The 16,436-nt window shown below is 34.9% G+C and carries 17 protein-coding genes; 5 read left to right on the top strand and 12 right to left on the bottom strand.

Translation table 11 applies throughout. The annotated features are described in order from the left end of the window. Positions 1 to 8 precede the first annotated feature (8 nt). From LA754_RS02665 to LA754_RS02635, 7 genes are read right to left on the bottom strand one after another with little or no spacing between them, the layout of a single operon-like run. Positions 9 to 1,175 carry a phage tail sheath subtilisin-like domain-containing protein gene (locus tag LA754_RS02665; RefSeq protein WP_457923734.1) on the bottom strand — a complete coding sequence of 389 codons (1,167 nt, stop codon included), beginning with the start codon at positions 1,173 to 1,175 and terminating at the stop codon, positions 9 to 11. Next, positions 1,168 to 1,719, bottom strand: coding sequence for a hypothetical protein (locus tag LA754_RS02660; RefSeq protein WP_077190411.1), 552 nt, complete (start codon positions 1,717 to 1,719; stop codon positions 1,168 to 1,170). Before LA754_RS02660 ends, LA754_RS02665 begins: the two co-directional genes overlap by 8 nt. 10 nt (positions 1,720 to 1,729) lie before the next feature. Beyond that, on the bottom strand, positions 1,730 to 3,169 hold the full coding sequence (locus LA754_RS02655; protein ID WP_077190413.1) for a hypothetical protein: 1,440 nt from the start codon (positions 3,167 to 3,169) through the stop codon (positions 1,730 to 1,732). Continuing rightward, positions 3,166 to 3,366 (bottom strand): hypothetical protein, encoded by a 201-nt coding sequence (locus LA754_RS02650; protein WP_077190416.1) that lies wholly within the window; start codon positions 3,364 to 3,366, stop codon positions 3,166 to 3,168. Before LA754_RS02650 ends, LA754_RS02655 begins: the two co-directional genes overlap by 4 nt. Before the next feature lie 4 nt (positions 3,367 to 3,370). After that, positions 3,371 to 4,555: a hypothetical protein gene (locus LA754_RS02645; RefSeq protein WP_077190418.1), complete on the bottom strand. Its 1,185-nt coding sequence runs from the start codon at positions 4,553 to 4,555 to the stop codon at positions 3,371 to 3,373. 12 nt (positions 4,556 to 4,567) lie between these two features. Next, positions 4,568 to 6,499, bottom strand: coding sequence for a DUF4815 domain-containing protein (locus tag LA754_RS02640; RefSeq protein ID WP_077190420.1), 1,932 nt, complete (start codon positions 6,497 to 6,499; stop codon positions 4,568 to 4,570). Between the two features lies 1 nt (position 6,500). Then, entirely contained in the window at positions 6,501 to 7,175 is a 675-nt protein-coding gene (locus tag LA754_RS02635) for a hypothetical protein (protein ID WP_077190422.1), read from the bottom strand. Between the two features lie 147 nt (positions 7,176 to 7,322). Here LA754_RS02635 and LA754_RS02630 point away from each other — a divergent pair, with 147 nt between their 5' ends. Both LA754_RS02630 and LA754_RS02625 read left to right on the top strand, forming a co-directional pair. Further along, positions 7,323 to 8,558: a hypothetical protein gene (locus tag LA754_RS02630; protein WP_077190424.1), complete on the top strand. Its 1,236-nt coding sequence runs from the start codon at positions 7,323 to 7,325 to the stop codon at positions 8,556 to 8,558. After that, positions 8,518 to 9,588, top strand: coding sequence for a hypothetical protein (locus LA754_RS02625; protein ID WP_077190426.1), 1,071 nt, complete (start codon positions 8,518 to 8,520; stop codon positions 9,586 to 9,588). The genes LA754_RS02630 and LA754_RS02625 overlap by 41 nt, the downstream gene beginning before the upstream one ends. Positions 9,589 to 9,632: 44 nt before the next feature. On the opposite strand, the gene LA754_RS02620 is transcribed toward LA754_RS02625, so the two are convergent. The 5 genes from LA754_RS02620 to LA754_RS02600 all read right to left on the bottom strand — a co-directional run bounded on the left by LA754_RS02620 (position 9,633) and on the right by LA754_RS02600 (position 12,687). After that, complete coding sequence (locus LA754_RS02620) at positions 9,633 to 9,881, bottom strand: hypothetical protein (protein WP_077190428.1); 249 nt, start codon at positions 9,879 to 9,881, stop codon at positions 9,633 to 9,635. A gap of 51 nt (positions 9,882 to 9,932) precedes the next feature. Beyond that, positions 9,933 to 10,433: a hypothetical protein gene (locus LA754_RS02615; RefSeq protein WP_077190430.1), complete on the bottom strand. Its 501-nt coding sequence runs from the start codon at positions 10,431 to 10,433 to the stop codon at positions 9,933 to 9,935. Positions 10,434 to 10,470: 37 nt separating this feature from the next. Continuing rightward, the gene (locus tag LA754_RS02610) at positions 10,471 to 11,265 is read right to left on the bottom strand and encodes an AAA family ATPase (RefSeq protein ID WP_077190432.1); all 795 of its coding nucleotides are present in this window, start codon (positions 11,263 to 11,265) and stop codon (positions 10,471 to 10,473) included. A gap of 11 nt (positions 11,266 to 11,276) precedes the next feature. Beyond that, positions 11,277 to 12,098 (bottom strand): ATP-binding protein, encoded by an 822-nt coding sequence (locus LA754_RS02605; protein ID WP_077190434.1) that lies wholly within the window; start codon positions 12,096 to 12,098, stop codon positions 11,277 to 11,279. Between the two features lie 94 nt (positions 12,099 to 12,192). Continuing rightward, complete coding sequence (locus tag LA754_RS02600; protein WP_019236463.1) at positions 12,193 to 12,687, bottom strand: sigma-70 family RNA polymerase sigma factor; 495 nt, start codon at positions 12,685 to 12,687, stop codon at positions 12,193 to 12,195. A 582-nt stretch (positions 12,688 to 13,269) separates the two neighbouring features. Here LA754_RS02600 and LA754_RS02595 point away from each other — a divergent pair. From LA754_RS02595 to LA754_RS02585, 3 genes are all read left to right on the top strand, one after another. Next, positions 13,270 to 13,731 carry a Holliday junction resolvase gene (locus tag LA754_RS02595; protein WP_077190435.1) on the top strand — a complete coding sequence of 154 codons (462 nt, stop codon included), beginning with the start codon at positions 13,270 to 13,272 and terminating at the stop codon, positions 13,729 to 13,731. Between the two features lie 113 nt (positions 13,732 to 13,844). Next, the gene (locus LA754_RS02590; RefSeq protein WP_077190437.1) at positions 13,845 to 15,065 is read left to right on the top strand and encodes a DNA modification methylase; all 1,221 of its coding nucleotides are present in this window, start codon (positions 13,845 to 13,847) and stop codon (positions 15,063 to 15,065) included. Between the two features lie 230 nt (positions 15,066 to 15,295). Next, on the top strand, positions 15,296 to 16,267 hold the full coding sequence (locus LA754_RS02585; protein WP_077190439.1) for an IS110 family RNA-guided transposase: 972 nt from the start codon (positions 15,296 to 15,298) through the stop codon (positions 16,265 to 16,267). Positions 16,268 to 16,436: the final 169 nt, after the last annotated feature.

Raw genomic sequence — 16,436 nt, 5'->3', positions numbered from 1 at the left:
GCTTTCTCCTAACTTATATTTACAAGATGAGACCTGAATATTATTTGCTCAGCCGGATATGGCGGTGTAAACTCAAAATCAAAAAACACTTTTCCACTTGCAATGTTTGCAGGTGTGTTGAGTTCTGGGGTTGCATAACATTTTCCGCTAATAATCGCTCCTTGCGCTTTTAAATTGGCCAAATAAGAATTTACCCCCTCAATTACATCATCTATGTAAGTTTTGGTGATATTTCGATCAACTGCCCATAAATGAGCTCGAAGTAAACTATCATTAATTAAATCTGCAGTCCTTCTCACTGATAAAAAAGCCCATTTTGAGTCATTTGAACATGTTCTATTGCCCCAAAGCCTATAGCCATTTTGATGAATTATCGTTGTTACTTCATTTTCATTTAAGTGGTTTGCTCTGCAATTTGCATAACCTAAGCTAAAATCAATAGGCCTGCTTGTGCCAACAATACCGTTTATCTCTTTATTTGAAGGTGAGTGCCAGAATCCTTGTTCGCTATCTACTTTCGCTATTAAACCAGCTACAAATGGGCTTGCTGGCAAAATTTCTTCTTTTCCTTCAATAAATACCTTAACCCAAGGATCAATAATATAAACTCTTGAGCTACCTACACTTTTTCTCCACTTGATTGCTTCTTCATCATTAGTATTTGGTCCATCTGCAACAATAATTGCTCTTAATTTTTCTGCTATAGGAATTAATGCTGAAACCACTGAATTTTTGCCATCTTCTGGTAGTTGGTGAGTAAATTGAGGTGCAATTAATATTTTTGGAGCAACATGAACTATACTTTCACTACTGAGGAATGCCTCTATCCCTTGATACTCTCCAGTCTCTTTATCAACACCGCCAATTATATTCTTCAGCGTCTCTTCTTCTTTTAATTTTGGATCACTTTCTTTAACTCGAATAACTACTACTGTTGCACCAATCTGGGAAAATATTCCATTTACTGCAGAAGGTAAACTGCCACTCTTTCCAAGCTTTGCTGCTTCCTTTAAGCTTCCTGCAACTAACACTGGTTTATTTAGCGGAAATTTTTGCTCATCTGCTTCAGGTGCAGTACCAATTACACCTATCACTGATGATTTAGCTGTACGTACTGTCTTTGCTCCTGAGGTTACCTCAATAACATTTACGCCATGTAAAAATTCTTCAGCCATTTCTTTGTATTTTTTTCCTGAAATCATCTAGCAAAGTCTGTAGCTCATTTTCACTTTTGGCTTCTTCAATCTTTCTTTTGGCTAAATCTTCAAGCTCTTCACATTTAATTATTGCTTTTACTGCTTTTTTCACTTTTTCCTCAATTATTCTTGCCATTTCAATAACCGTAATACCACGGACTTTTGCTAAAGGTTCTATAATTTCTTTATCCTTTTCATCCTGGTCTGCTAGAATGCTTTTTGCTGCTTTTTCTTGTATTTGATACGATTTAGCTTTTTGGTGAGAATTTCCAGCGTATTCGTTAGTATAGTTATTAAAATAAAAACGCACACTATCAAGTGCAGAAAGTTTCGCATTTTCCAATAATTCCAGCTCAATATCTTCCTTATTCCTTTCAACAATTTTCTCTCCTTCTGTTAAACAATAACTTTTTTGCCAGTCAAAATTCTTTGGTGCTTCATACCAATCATTTCCAGTTGGCTTGTTTTCAAGTGTTGTTGTTTCAATCTGCTTGTGGTTTTCAAAACGTATATAAATAGTCACAAATTCCTCCTCATTGCCATATTTGATCAGTTCGTTCTAACCCTGGACATTGCCAACCCCTGAGCGTCCTTTCCACATCTACCTCAAGCCCTGTGGTGAGAAAATTGCTACGTATGTTATAAATCCCCCACTGAATAAATTGACCATAGTTGTGTACATAATTTGATGCAAGCATACCTTGACTAACTTGTGTTCTGGAATACAGATAAGATGATGTGTAAAGTAATATTGCAACTGTTTTTCCTGCTGGAATCTCCACATTACCAGATCCGGCTAACTTGCTATCAGAACTCGTGTATTGGTAAACATTTTTCCATACTATTTTTGAAATACTTGATTTATTAGAATTAGTATTATCTGGTGTTCCCACAAATAATCCTGCTCCCCCATACTCCGTACTCGAATACGATGATCCAACAAATTCCATTGTCTTATTTATGTTCACATTGGTTGTATTTTTTACAAATACTACTCCAAGTGCAGCATACGGGTAGTAGTATATCTCATCATAACTACCCGAAAAACTTTTTGTGCATAACTCTCCGTAAATAAATGTTCCTTTACTTCCCTCTATAAAACTTAGTTGTCTTGGCCGATAAAAACTAACGTAATCTGTATTGTACGTATGGCTACCTGCTAGTAGTTGTAACATATAGTCAGTTTTTGTTATATCACTACTCCACTTTCCAAGCTCTGTCGTAAAAGTTCCGTGGCCAAAATAATTATTTTTTCTGCCAAGTACACCAAATAAGAAAGGTAATGACCCTGGTTCAACCATGTTGCGCTTTCTTATTTCATTTATAAGAGACGCTTTTAACTGTTCATCCCGAGTTTTTACCTCATTCAGGATGTTTTCAATTCGAGTTTCTATTTCCCTAATAATTGATGAGCCACTTGGCACATCATTAACAGTACGGAAGTTATTCACTAAACCTTTAAGACCATCTTTATGACTGTTACTAATGCTATTTATTGCTGCAATATTGGCATTCTTTCTCGTATCAAGTAGCGATAAATTTGTTGTTCCTTTTTCATCAATTCTCTTTAATAACTGCTTCTCTGATTCAGAGATCACTGCTAAAGAACTAGCTTTTTTATTATCCAGATCAGTTAAGTGTTTTTTTGCACTATCAAGAAGTTCTTTTAGCTTACCATCTGTCATCTGTACAATTTCAGAAACTGCACTTTTGTCGACTATTGATTCCAATGCTTTAGCAAGATATGCTAATTGATCTGGTGTACTGTTTTCTGCTAAATCCTTAAGCCTCTTTTGTAGTGCATCAATTATCTCTTTTACCTCAGTCATCTGCACAATGTCAGCAATAGCTTTTTTATCTGCTATCAATTCCAGCGATTTTGCAAGATATGCCAGTTGATCAGGTGCACTGTTTGCTGCTAAATCCTTTATCCTTTGGTGCAATGCATCTGTTACTTCTGTGGTAATACTCATTTGCTGCTCCACAAATTTAAAAAAGCTTCAAAGCTAAATCGTTCAAATTTATTTTTAAGTTGATTGTGTTTATCTTCTCTTTCGGTAATATCTTCATCTATTTTTTCTATAGATCTGCGAATGCGTACTACATCTTCCACTGCAATATTTTCTGGGTGTGGTAGTGTATATCCTCGTTTGCTTTGGTCATTTGGCATTGATTCAAGTAATAATCACTCGCAAATTTTTTACTTTAGGACGATAAACAACCGTTCCACTTAAAACTAATTTTATCCTTGTCTCATTGCCATTAAAGTTTGTCAGTATGTGGACTCTCTCTACCCAATTTTCTCCAATTGGTTTTCCTGATGTTAAATTTACTAATTGCCAATCCACATTTTTTTGCACATATGCTTTAACATCTGCAGTGCCAGGTATTAGCGCATCATATGTTATGGTAATCTTAGTGTTAGCTCCTGCTGTAATGCTTCTTGTAACATAATCTCCAGACTCTGAAAGATTACCCATAACTAACTGTAACCCAGGATAAAGAACTGGACTTTTTTCTTGCCCTCCTTTTAGGCTTGCTTTTACCGTTAATTCCCCATTTATTCTTTCACGCAGTGCAAGTGGCAAATTATCAGACAAAAAGTTCTCTTTTCCCTCTTCATCTGTCAGAATAAATTCTACATTGGTATCAAATGCTACTTTTTCGACGTTCGTCAAAACAATTAAATCTGAAGTATTGTTTGCAGTAACTTTACCAAGATCAATAACGTGAGAATTTTCAGTGAACTTCGCTGCTAAAAGCCTAAAAGTTAGATCTAAATTTTGATGTGGTGTCCAAGTACTTGCGTTGCTAGATGAAAGTAATACTCCTACTTGATATGGCTGACTTGTTACCCAACGGCTATTTACTGCATCATATTTGCCAAGTTCTGCTATCTTTACTGCAGTACCAGGATCATCAGTAAGCAGTACTATTGCATACTCCTCTCCTGCATGGCAAAACACTGGTGACCACTCCATACGTGTTGCTGTGCCATCTATCTTTATATCTTTTGGCTCAATATAACTTTCAGCAATGACAGTTTGTGAGGGCATTCCTACTGCAGTTTCTCTAATCTGCACAACAACACGTTTTTTGCCTTTATTGACAAACCATAGCTCCACGCCTCCTATATGCCTACTTTCATTTAGTGTAAATGTCTGGGCTAAAGGATCAACTCGTCTTGCTGCGATAACTCTTCTTCTTTCTTCTATGGTAATAGTTTTTTTTCCAGTATACGTTGCTTCTCCATAGCTTCCTTTATCTCCATAAAATTGCACCAATTTAGTACCTGCTGGAATATTTGCCGGCACTTTCACCTTTCCCTTTAATGTTCCCTGGTTGTTAGCTGTGAGCATATTTTTTACCTCTTACACAGTAGGCTGAATAAAGATACCATCGAACTTTATCTCCTTGAGCTTTTCATTTGGCTCAAAACCTTCAATTTCAAAATTCTGTACTGTTTCTCTCATAAATTCAGTTTCATATGAAGTACTTGACAGCAGTTCTGTTGTTTCTTTAACATTAAATACTCTGGTTACTGGACTTTTCCAATTCGTGGTAACCTCTGTCCAGTGATCAATGTTTTTATTTATGGTAACTTTTGCGGTTACTTTATCAAAAGCTTGATATGGATTAATTTTTTCTCCTTTGGTCTGTAAAAGCTGCTCCAGTACCGGTTCAAGTTTATAAGGTAAAAGATAAGGTTCTTTACCTCTTTCAACATCAATAATTTCCACGTCTATCGGCAATATCAGTTCCTTGTTTACTATCGCTGCAGACTGCGAAATTCCTTGATCACGCATATCATCATCGAAGAACGAATCAACAAATACTCCTTTTTTGGTGGTAGGTTCTCTTGAATTTGCATCACTGCGTAAACGTTCCTGTGCAACTAGCGCATAAAGATCATTTATTCCTTTTTTCATTGCTTCAAGCTCATTCATCGGTACAGTATGAATAGCATTATTCACTATTTTTACCCCTTCTCCGTTTTTCCATGTTTGGTGAATGTAGCAGAGCAAAAGTTGTCCAGAAGGTGCTTTAGGCATTGATGGTCTCCAAGGGTGAGCTATGCCTTTTATCCTTCTTATTGCGCCTTTTGCATCTATCGTAATTAAATCAAAGCGAGGCATTTTCCAGGTATAATCTATCAGAACCAAGCTGTTATCAACTGCTCCTTTTACTTTACATCCCTCTTCACTTATATCTTCAGGACTTACATGAGTGCGGCAGCGGTAAGTTATTTGATAACTACTTCCAGGAGCTGGTTCTTTTCCTGGTAATGACCAATCAACGTTTCCTGCGTTTAATTTGTAATCTATACTATTTTCATAAATAACATTCCCTTGCTTTATTTGAATAATCTCAAGTACTGCAGAGTCAGATATTGGATCAACAGCTCCTGAGTATGAACCGTGAGTAATGGTAATAGTTTTTTGAACAGTTATATCTACTTTTTTAATTTCACTTATTGGGAAATCATTAACTTTAAGCTCCATTACTCTTTGGCTATTTGGCTGAAAAGTATGTGGTTCTGATTCAACTGATTTTATATCTGGATTTTCATCAAAAGAAATGCGAATACTGTGAGGTAACTCAATTTCATAACCATCAACATGAGCTTTGCCCTCATTAATCACAAATATTTTTTTCCCCTTTTCGTCCCCTTCTTCTCTCTGCAAATACATTACTTCAAGACCATTTACGACATAGGAACCATTGGCTTCTTTGTCATAACGAGCAAGAGCGGTAGTTACTATATTTGCTTGTGGTGGAGGTGAATGTTCTATCAATACTCCATTTTCAATATTGTAAATTGGGTAAAATTCGCCATTTGTAGAGTTAACAGTAACACTTTCTACTTGGTATCCCCAAATGGTGGAAACTTTAAGCCTTGCTGCCCCTACTTCTTGATAATTACGTGTACCAACAGCAGGATCACGAAGATTTTCATCCTCAAGTTCTGTAATCGTAGATTCTAGGTAATAAACACCGATACGAACTATAGTATTAAGAGGAACAACAAACTCTTCTTTTTCGACTTTTCTAACTGCTCCACGAAGATAGATTTTTCCTGATTCAAGCGTAACTTTACCAGTTTCTCTATCTATAATACAATTGCTTCCCGTTATAACATCACCATCACGAAATATTGCATCACCTATGCCTTTAAGCTTAGAAAGAGCATACTCCTGAGTCTCATTTAATTCTGCAGACTGTAGACCTCTTCCTGCAAGGAACAAACTTTTTTCGTACTCTTTGTCAGGATTAAAGCGGTTATAATAGTTATTCAGTGTCATTTTAAAAAGTCACGACAAATGAAAAAGTTTCCCGAGTTGCAGATGTTCTGATAAGTGGTACAGTGTGTTCTAAAACTAACAAGATTCCATGGTCTTCTATATCTTTTGGTTCAAAATACCTCTGTCCTATAGGTAATTCTTCTTTTACTTTAGTACCAACCATAACCCCTAATTCCCGTATAACTTGATTTGCTGCGTCCGTGAAATCGAAAGTGAATTTGAGAAAAAGATTATTGGTTGGTACATTTGAGGGCCTAAATCTTCCAGAAGGAGTAATAAGCTCTCCATTCTCATCGCCTGTGCAGAATAAAGCTTCATCAGCGGTACGTCTACCAAGCTCATTGAGCAGTTTTTCTGACATTATCGGCTCTGGTGGTGTATCTTCAGTATACTCTATGGTAACTGTACTATTTGCTGGGATAGCTGTGCCCTGGATAACACCAGTACTACTATCAACTATATAGTCAGTACCTAATTGATACACTGTTTGTCCTGTAAGAACCTTAACATCTTTAATAGTGTGGTGATCTAGAGCTATTTCACCCTTAACAAAAACTTTTTCGATCTGATGGCTACTTTCCCAGCTCGTATCACCTGTTCCCCAAGCAAGGTGGATAGACTGCTCTTTTATACTTGCTGCTATTGCTGCTCTTCCTGATTGTGTAAGAATTGACACTTGAAAGTTTGACCCCTGTATTATATATTCACCAAAATTATAAAAACTGTTCAGTTTTTTTAGGAAAATTCTTCTTTTATTTCATAATAAATTTTTGTTGACTAATCTTTAATCTATTTTAGACATAATATATTTACTTTTAGATATATGATAGCTAGTGAGGAATTTTGGGAAAATAATTTAGAAATGCCAGTATCCTTTTTGCTTAAGGACTTTCAAAATCCAAGTTTACGTGAAAGTTGGCTTAATTCTCTTTCTGGTAGACAATTAAGTGTGATTTTTAACCACTATTTTCAGAATAAGCAAAATAGGCAATTATTTAAAGACTACGAAAAATCCGATGATATTTCAACTCAGCAAAAACGCAAGATGCTTATTAAAATTTCTGAATCTCTGTTTGATTATTACTTAGTCAATCGTTTTAGTCGTGCAAAATCAGAAACAACTATAGCTGAAGTAGCACAGTCTGTATTAAGTCAAGATCTTCTGAAATCATTTCTGTTGCAAAATAACAAATATGACAAAAAGTCCTTGTTGTTTACTCTCTTTATAGTTAATCATAACTTACTGAAACAAATTTTCTGCTTTAATCAAGTGCAGAAAAAAGGTTTTTTACCTTTCGTATTAAAAAATCCTCCAAGACAAAAGTCCACTTCATTTAAGGATTTTTTATCAAAAAGTACGATACAGGAAATATTAAAACAGCATGATCTATCTGAAAATGATAGTTTTGAAAGTCAGTTTCAAGAACTCTTTTACTACCAAAATAGTATTTACTTATTTATACGACGTGCTAGTAAAGATGAAGATTTGGTAATGAGTTCAAATAAGGTAATACACGGTTATAAACCTAGTAGAATTATTATTGACTTTGCTTTAAACGCTAACCAAGTAAACCTATCTATTCAAAGTTTTGATCAAGGATTAAAAATAGCAAATAGAATAGCAAGCTGTTATTTTCAACGAGAATGTTCATTTACTAACATGCGCCACCAAAATACAACAGCACAAGTGAGTACTTTTTTGAATGACTGTGTAAAACAACATGTACCTGATATTCGCCTATTTGAATTGAAATTTGGTCCATCTCAATCTAAAACTAATCTTACGTTAAACACGGATAATATTGAAGAGTGGTTGCAGAAGATAGAGCCTTCGGTTGGTAGTGTACTGCATGATGTTTCGCTTGTTCAGCATATGAAAGTATTGTTCAAAGGTAAAAAAGTTACTTTATCCTTTCAGACAGACACGCAATACGCAAATTATATAGAAATTGATTACTCAGAATATGTTCTCAATAGAAAAGAACGAGATGATTTTAAGTCTTTAATTAGAGATAGCTATGGAATTACCGTTTTGTCGAAAACACTCTCAAGATATTGATACTATGTTAGTAAATAGGTCCTGGGTAGATCCTGATGAGAACTATATAGATGCTGCAGAGTATCTCAACCAGATTGATTTTGTTAAACTTGAGAAGCATTACTTCGTTATTTGCGCTAATGATTTAGATCTTGATTTTCCAAATATACAAAATCCTTATTGCAAAAACGAGGTTATCATTTCTCATGATTTTGATGAAGAGTGTGATGATCTAGCTTGCGAGGATTGTGGTCGTGATATTTTTCCTAATACTTATAAAAAACAGCGTTATCTTGTGCTTTCAATTAAACTTAATACGGAAAAAATTATAAATTGGTTTGAAAAATTATTGACAGGGCTCATATGGGAAAAGGCAGCAAATGGGATATATCATATAAGCTTTAAAAGTAAAATAGTAAGCATTATCATACCAACTTTATGTACTGATAAGTCATATTTAACTGTAGATAGGTTAAGAACTAATGTTGCCGTTCTTATAACTTTTGGAAAGGAAGACTTAAAAATATTGTTAAGCCTATACACTGTTTCCATGGCTGATTTAATTTGTAAACATCAAACTCTAAATCAAATACTAAGCGAAGCAGTTGAAAAAGGAGTACCAGAGCTATTACCTAATGTTTCTTTTCAAGCATTCCCTTATGTTCCACTGCAAGAAACAACTCTTCCAGAAAAAAAGATACTGCGATTAAAAGTTGAAGATAATACTATTTATGTTAATGACATTGAAATTATAGGCAAACAAGCAATTTCGAGCATCCGCATCTTTAGAGTATTACTTAAACAATTTTTGCGTGACTTGGAAGCAGTTAAAGAATATAAATTTCTTAGTATCATTCAAATAGCAGATAGTTTAGGTATTGAAGACCCAGAACAGCAAGTACGCAGACCTCTTAACAGAATGCAAAAAACAATAGCAGAAAAGCTAGCTAGCACCTTGGGACTAAATATAAAACGCGATGATGTGATACAAGCGTGTAACTGGTCAGGCTACCGGCTTAATCCATCTACCATTAACTTAAGTGCTAGCTAAGCTCCTTAGTCAATATTGGACAGAAAACGCAGAAGGATACTTCTTTACAATATAACGATACAATTCTTCAGCGCTTTTTTGTCACCTGCAACGAAAGTAAAAAATTCAATTACGTCTCCTTTAATTTTGGCTAGTTTATACCAATCTCCGGCTCTTTCTCCTGTTGTCTCAACTATTATTTTATCTCCACGTAAATCTCCAATGTAAAACTCACCACCAGGTAGTAAATAGAGTAGGTATTCTTCAATTCTATCAATTACTAACGCTTTTATTTCTTCTAGAGATCTATTCATAAGAGGTGCCCTCCAATAATTTATGATAAAAAAAATGATTCTTTTATTTGCTTAGAAAGGTATCCAATCAAGCTCAGTATTTTGATGTTGCTCTTGAGTAATAACCGTAGCAATCTTGTTTTTCTCTCCATATCGATCAGCTTCAATACCAACTTTTGCAGTAAACTCTAACCCGTTAAAATCAGCTATAGAGTTGACTTTTCTAGCAATAACTGCTTTTTCTGAAGTGTCATGTGCATGAATATTCCGTGCTGACTCCAAAATGCTTCTAAGCATGGAACGACCAGATTCTGCCCAAACATCTTCTCCTTCAACGCTTGCTTTGCCACTTTTTATACCAATTACTTGAAAAATCTTGCGTTTTGCATATGGGCCTTCAGTGACGGTAAATTCTGCATTTAAATAGATACTGCCAGTAGTGTAGTTTTTAGTGAACCAATTTTCATAACCTCCAGGTTTTATTGCCATTTTTACCTTGACTATTGTACCTTTCGGTATTAAACTGCTCTGCAGTTTTGCGTTATTAAAATCAGTTAAAAAATCTTGTAGCATACGCTCTCCTATAAGTTGATTTTAAAGTGAAAATTATCTATTCCATTAGCTGCCAATGACCATTTATCTTATCGACAAGTTTGTTTGCTACACGTTCACCATTACGCAGCTCAAACACTATTTGACGGGTAGTGCTTTCTTCATCATGAGCAAACATTACCATGCCAGTACTGTAAAATCCCCTCAAAGACCCAGCTCCGCTCAAACCCTGAAATGGATCTTCTTCCAGCATCTTTTTTGATAATTTTTTTGTATGATGAGTAAGTACAATACAAGCATCTGGATTGACAGCACTGCGTAGCTTTTCAAGAGTCTTTTGCAGAAAGAACAACATAGCACTATTGTCATTTTCATTTCCATATTCACTGCTAAAGATGTTACGCAATGGATCTATAGCCAAAACATCAGGTTTAAAGCGTTCATTCACAATTTCCTTAATTTCACTTATTTCATCATGATTAAATGATAAGTGCACCTTTGGCGTAATGATTAAGTTGTTAGCAGCTACATCCAAAAGTTCGTTATCAAGTTGAAGTTGTTGCAAACGTTCTTTCATATATTCATATTCAATTTCAGTTTGCATGTAGAAAATTTTCAAAGGTCTATTTGGTGTCATACCAAGAAATGATCTACCAGCAGCCATGTGGACGAGCCAAGAAATCAAAAAGTCGCTTTTGCCGATTTTAGGTGGGCCACCCAGTACCAATAAGCCTCTTTTTGTTAAAATTCTTGGTGAGATTATATCCTCTGGTATTGGCGATCGATCGTCCAAGTATTCTTTCACACTTAAAAAAGGAATTTTTTGACCAATAGTTAAAAAGTTTTGTAGCATATAATAACCTCCTATATGTTGGGCGTGACAGGTTGAATTGCAAAAGCTTTAGTTTTAATTTTTGTAAGAAGTTTTCCTAGATGCGGTTCTTCAACCATATTAAGGCAACCACTTCGATCTTTAGCAGGATATCCCCAAGAATTAATCGTCTGACAGACAAATGAACGAATTTCTGTACCATTATCTTTCTTGATTCCAACCATGCTAATTACTTCATCAACAATGCCAGGAATTTCACTTGCGGTTTTAGCACCTTCACATTGAGGTAGCCAAGTCGAGCGATTGAAATCATCAAGGTATTGCCCAAGAGTTCCAACTGTAATGATGTCTTTATTTGGAATATGTTGAAACTGATTGAGCCAAGCCATCATCTCTTGAGCAAGTAACCCGTAAGCAGCTCTCATATCTTGTTTTCCTGATCTTTCAGAAAAAGCTTCAGTTTGCATTTTTGCCCATAATAGACATAAACGAGAGGCTACTGTAATACTATCGATAAAAACACATCGATACTTGAGAAACTCTGAAGAAAGCTCTTTGTATTTACTCGATGCATGCTCATAGTGTCTTTGGCTATATGCTGAGTCAGATTTTAATGCAGGATTAGGACCACCTATGAGACATGCAATATCTCTTGCCTCATTCCAAGTACGAATACTTATAGAATCTCCCTGCCAATCTTGAACAGCAAGTAAACCTGCCTCAAAATCAAGACAAAGTGTTGGTTCATTTATGGTCTTTAAGAGACTAGTTTTACCTATACCATAAGGACCAAAGATGACCATTTTTATACCTGTTTGAACTTTTAGCCGTTCATTGCTGTTCATTATTTTCATTTTTCTCCCAGTACCTAAATATATATGTACGATGACCTAGACAATTCGTCCGCAATTTGCAAAAAAAAAATTTTGAGCAAATATAATCGAGAGCTTATAATTTCTCTAAAACTGAGAATTTATCGCGTATTCGTTCTAGTGTGCGATAGATAGTTGTCTTTGGTATTTTGGTTATTACAGAAACTTCAGTAATAGTAAATACCTTAAGTAATTGACATAAATTACTATCTTTTTCAGACAAAGTTGAAATTATATTATTTATATCAGTGCGAATTATCGCTTCGATTTCCGAGTTCCTATGATCTGGAATATCGTCGTTTATATCATCAAAAGTTATATTACGTTTTAGACACAACTGATTGCGTAACATATTGCGAGCACAATAATTAGCTAATCTAGCAACGAAAGTACTAAAACTACTTCTTTTCTCATCGTGCTGGTTCAGATATTGCCAAACCTGACAAAAAAGCTCTTGTTCTATATCTTCGAGACTTTCGTTAATAAAACAGCTTTTGGATTTAAGGCGCGAAGCTTGAAATCTCACATGTTTAACAATTGTAGAATCGATTCCTTGATAAGAATTCTTCATAAAAACCCCAAAAGTTTCATGAATAGAGATTTTTACCAAGACTTTGTATGACTAATTTATTATAAAAAAGTAGTAATAATTTTTTTATCTAAAAGAATAAAATCTTTAAAAATTAAAATAAGATTTAAACGTTTTGATACACTACTGAAGCTACTTTTTCATAGGTAAAAAACTACCAATTTCGTACCTAATTTCTGAATTACTAATTAGTATTTCAGAAAGCAGTAATCGTTAAGTTATTGATAATATTGTCTTTTTTATGTTCTATTCCTAAAAGCCGTTTCTAAAGTTAAGTGGCTAAAATCGGCCAGTGAAGAAGATTTACGGATTACTGAAGTCTTATATATATTATATATATATTTAAATACAGGTAAAATATAATATATGATAATATAATAATATAAATATTGGCGTAATATAAGTTATGTAAAATAGTTATTAAGATAAGTAAAAACTCAAATGGCAGGATATGAAATTTTTTTTAATTTTTTTTCAAAATTGCGGACGAATTTGCGAGTCATCGTACATATATATTATACAGGGCATTGAACTTTAATTACACAAAGGAGTTTTTATACGTCAATCTTAACACTAGATCTCGGCAAACAAACGGGCTGGGCAATTCTAACAGATGGAGTAATTGAAAGTGGCAGCAAAAGCTTTCATGGTAGCCGTTTCAGTGGAGGTGGAATGTGTTTCTTAAACTTTCGTAATTGGCTTAATTCTTTGAAACATGAGTTCACTGCAGTGTATTTTGAGGAAGTAAGAAGACATCTAGGAACTGATGCAGCTCATTGCTATGGTGGTTTTCTTGCAGTGTTGTCTGCTTGGTGTGAAGAGAACAATATTCCCTACCAAGGTGTTAATGTTAAAACTATAAAACGCTTTATAGCAGGCAAAGGCAATGCAAGTAAGAGTGAAGTTATTGAAGCGATACGTGAAAAAGGTTTTTCACCTAGAGATGATAATGAGGCCGATGCTTTGGCATTAGTGTTCTACGTTATGAATTTTAGTAAAGATTTTAATAGTCTAAAAATGCCATAAAAAGTGGGTCCTTTCAGCCATACTGGCGGATTTGGTGGGTCAGACCTCAGGCCTTTTCTAGTGTTAGACATATTTTGAATATTAACTTTTTAATTATTAAGAATTTAAATTATATGAATTTAGCAATACACTATTATCCTACTCGAGATCTCGTCGAATATAAGCGTAATCCTCGTAAAAATGACGATGTGGTCAACAGAATGTGTGCTTCTATTCGAGAATTCGGCTTTCGTATACCAATAGTTGCAAAAAGCGATGGAACTGTGGTTGATGGCCATTTAAGACTCAAAGCAGCAAGAAAACTTGGTATGGAAAGTATTCCAGTTGTTTTAAGTGATAATTTAAATGAGCCACAAACTAAAGCTTTTCGATTACTCGCAAATCAATCAGCTAATTGGGCAAAGTGGGACGATGATCTTTTAAAGGTGGAAATTCAAGAATTAGAAGATTTGCAGTTTGACCTCAAAATGACAGGATTTGAATTGGAAAAAGTTCAACATTTCCTTGATGACTTAGATGGTGAAAAAGAAGATTTTTCTGACTTGGTTGGTGATGAAAAAAGGGTAGAAATAACAAAGCCAGGTGATCTTTGGATTTTAGGTGATCATAGAATCTATTGTGGTGATAGCTCTGTAGTTGAATCATTTAAAGTAGTACTGGGCGATAAAATGGCAGACATTACTATTTGTGATCCTCCATATAACGTTGACTATGGTAGTAGCCAAGAGAGAGAAGATAAAAAAATATTAAACGATAATCAAGGTGAAAAGTATGAGCTTTTTCTCTATGACATCTGTTCCAATATTTTAGCATATACGAAAGGTGCAATTTACATCTGCATATCATCATCAGAATTTTCAACGTTGCAAAAAGCATTTGAAGAGGCAGGAGGAAAATGGTCAACATTTATCATTTGGGCAAAGAATCATTTTACGCTAGGTAGATCTGATTATCAAAGACAATACGAAGCAATGCTCTATGGATGGAAAAGCGGCAATAAACGTGAGTGGCATGGAGGAAGAAATCAAAGTGATCTATGGTTTTATGATAAGCCAACGCACAATACACTACACCCAACGATGAAGCCAGTAGAGCTAATGGAGAGAACAATAGTTAATAGCAGTAGACCAGGAGACATAGTACTTGATCCATTTAGCGGTTCTGGAAGTACACTGATTGCATGTGAGAGAACAGGAAGAATTTGCAGAACAATAGAGCTAGATTCAAAATTTGTAGATGTAACGATAAAACGTTGGCAAGTGTACACAGGTAGGGAAGCAATTCTTTCTGGTACTGGTAAAACTTTTTCAAAGATTCAAGAAGAAAAACAGTAAGAAAAAAGTTGTAAGTTAAAAATGTGATATAAAAGAGATAAGAGGGAAAGATAGCCCTACTCACTATAGGAATAGAGCTATCACGGGCGTGTGCGACCGAAAAAAAGTTGGTATTACAACCGTTTCCATCAAGGTACACTAGCCCATCTCTCGATACGTTTGAATAGTTGTGTGGGACATATATATGCACCCGTTTACAATCTTAAATTAATAAAACTATCGAGGTTATCATGGTTAGATCTTATCAAAATTTTATTGGTATTGACATCGGAAAATTCAAGAATGTTGTTGCATTTCACAAGCAGAAGAATGCTGTTGAATTTGACAATAATACTTCTGGTTGGCAACAATTGTGTCAAAAGTTCTCAGATATCTTACCTAATTCTTTAGTGACTTTAGAAAATACAGGAAAATATGAGCTTGGTTTGTCACATTTTCTTATTGACAAGAATATCACCGTACATCGAGCTAATACCCGTAAAGTAAAAAGTTTTATTTTATCTCACGGAACTTTAGCAAAATCCGATAAATCAGATGCAAGAGCTCTTGCTCAATATGGATTTGAACGCCATAGAACTCTCTCTCTATTTGTACCTACTTCTGAAAAACAATCAACCTTGGTTGCACTTTGTCAACGTCGTGATGACATCACGCAAATGAGAACTCAGGAAAAATGTAGACTGGAAGCACCTGAAAACGACCATATAAGAGAAAGTTGTCAAAAAACTATTGAATTTTTTAATGGCCAAATAGATGAACTAAATAATACTATACAAAGAATCATTGATGAAAGTCATGAGTTACAAGAACATCAAAAAATCCTTAAAACAGTTCCTGGAATAGGTAAAAAGTTATCACAAGATTTTCTGTGTTTAATACCGGAGCTTGGTTACTTAAACAGAAGGGAAGTAGCAAGTCTTGCTGGAGTTGCACCTCATCCTAGGGAAAGTGGTAAAGCTGTTGGTTATCGAAGGATTATAGGTGGTAGAAGTAATGTCCGTAAAAAGCTTTTTACAGCTGCCATGTCTGCTGCAAGGTCCAAATCTGTACTTGGTGCCTTTTATTCTAAGCTTGTTGAAAGTGGTAAGAAGAAAATGGTAGCTATAACAGCTCTAATGCGGAAAATCATAGTAATTGCTAATGCAAGACTTAAAGAAGCAATTAATTTGCATACTCTCACAACGGTGACTGAAATTGGCTAATGAATATGTGCGTCTACACAGACTTAAAGCACATATTCATTAGCTAAACAGAAATTATTATCGCAGCTGTTTGATATAAAATTTTATTTCTATGACACGCGGGTTTTTATTGTCCACATGATTGAACAAAGTTACAGAATTACACAAATAAAAAATTTTTTAAAAAACA

The organism is Wolbachia endosymbiont of Muscidifurax uniraptor (assembly GCF_054149795.1).
This window is presented reverse-complemented; position numbering and strand designations above follow the sequence as displayed.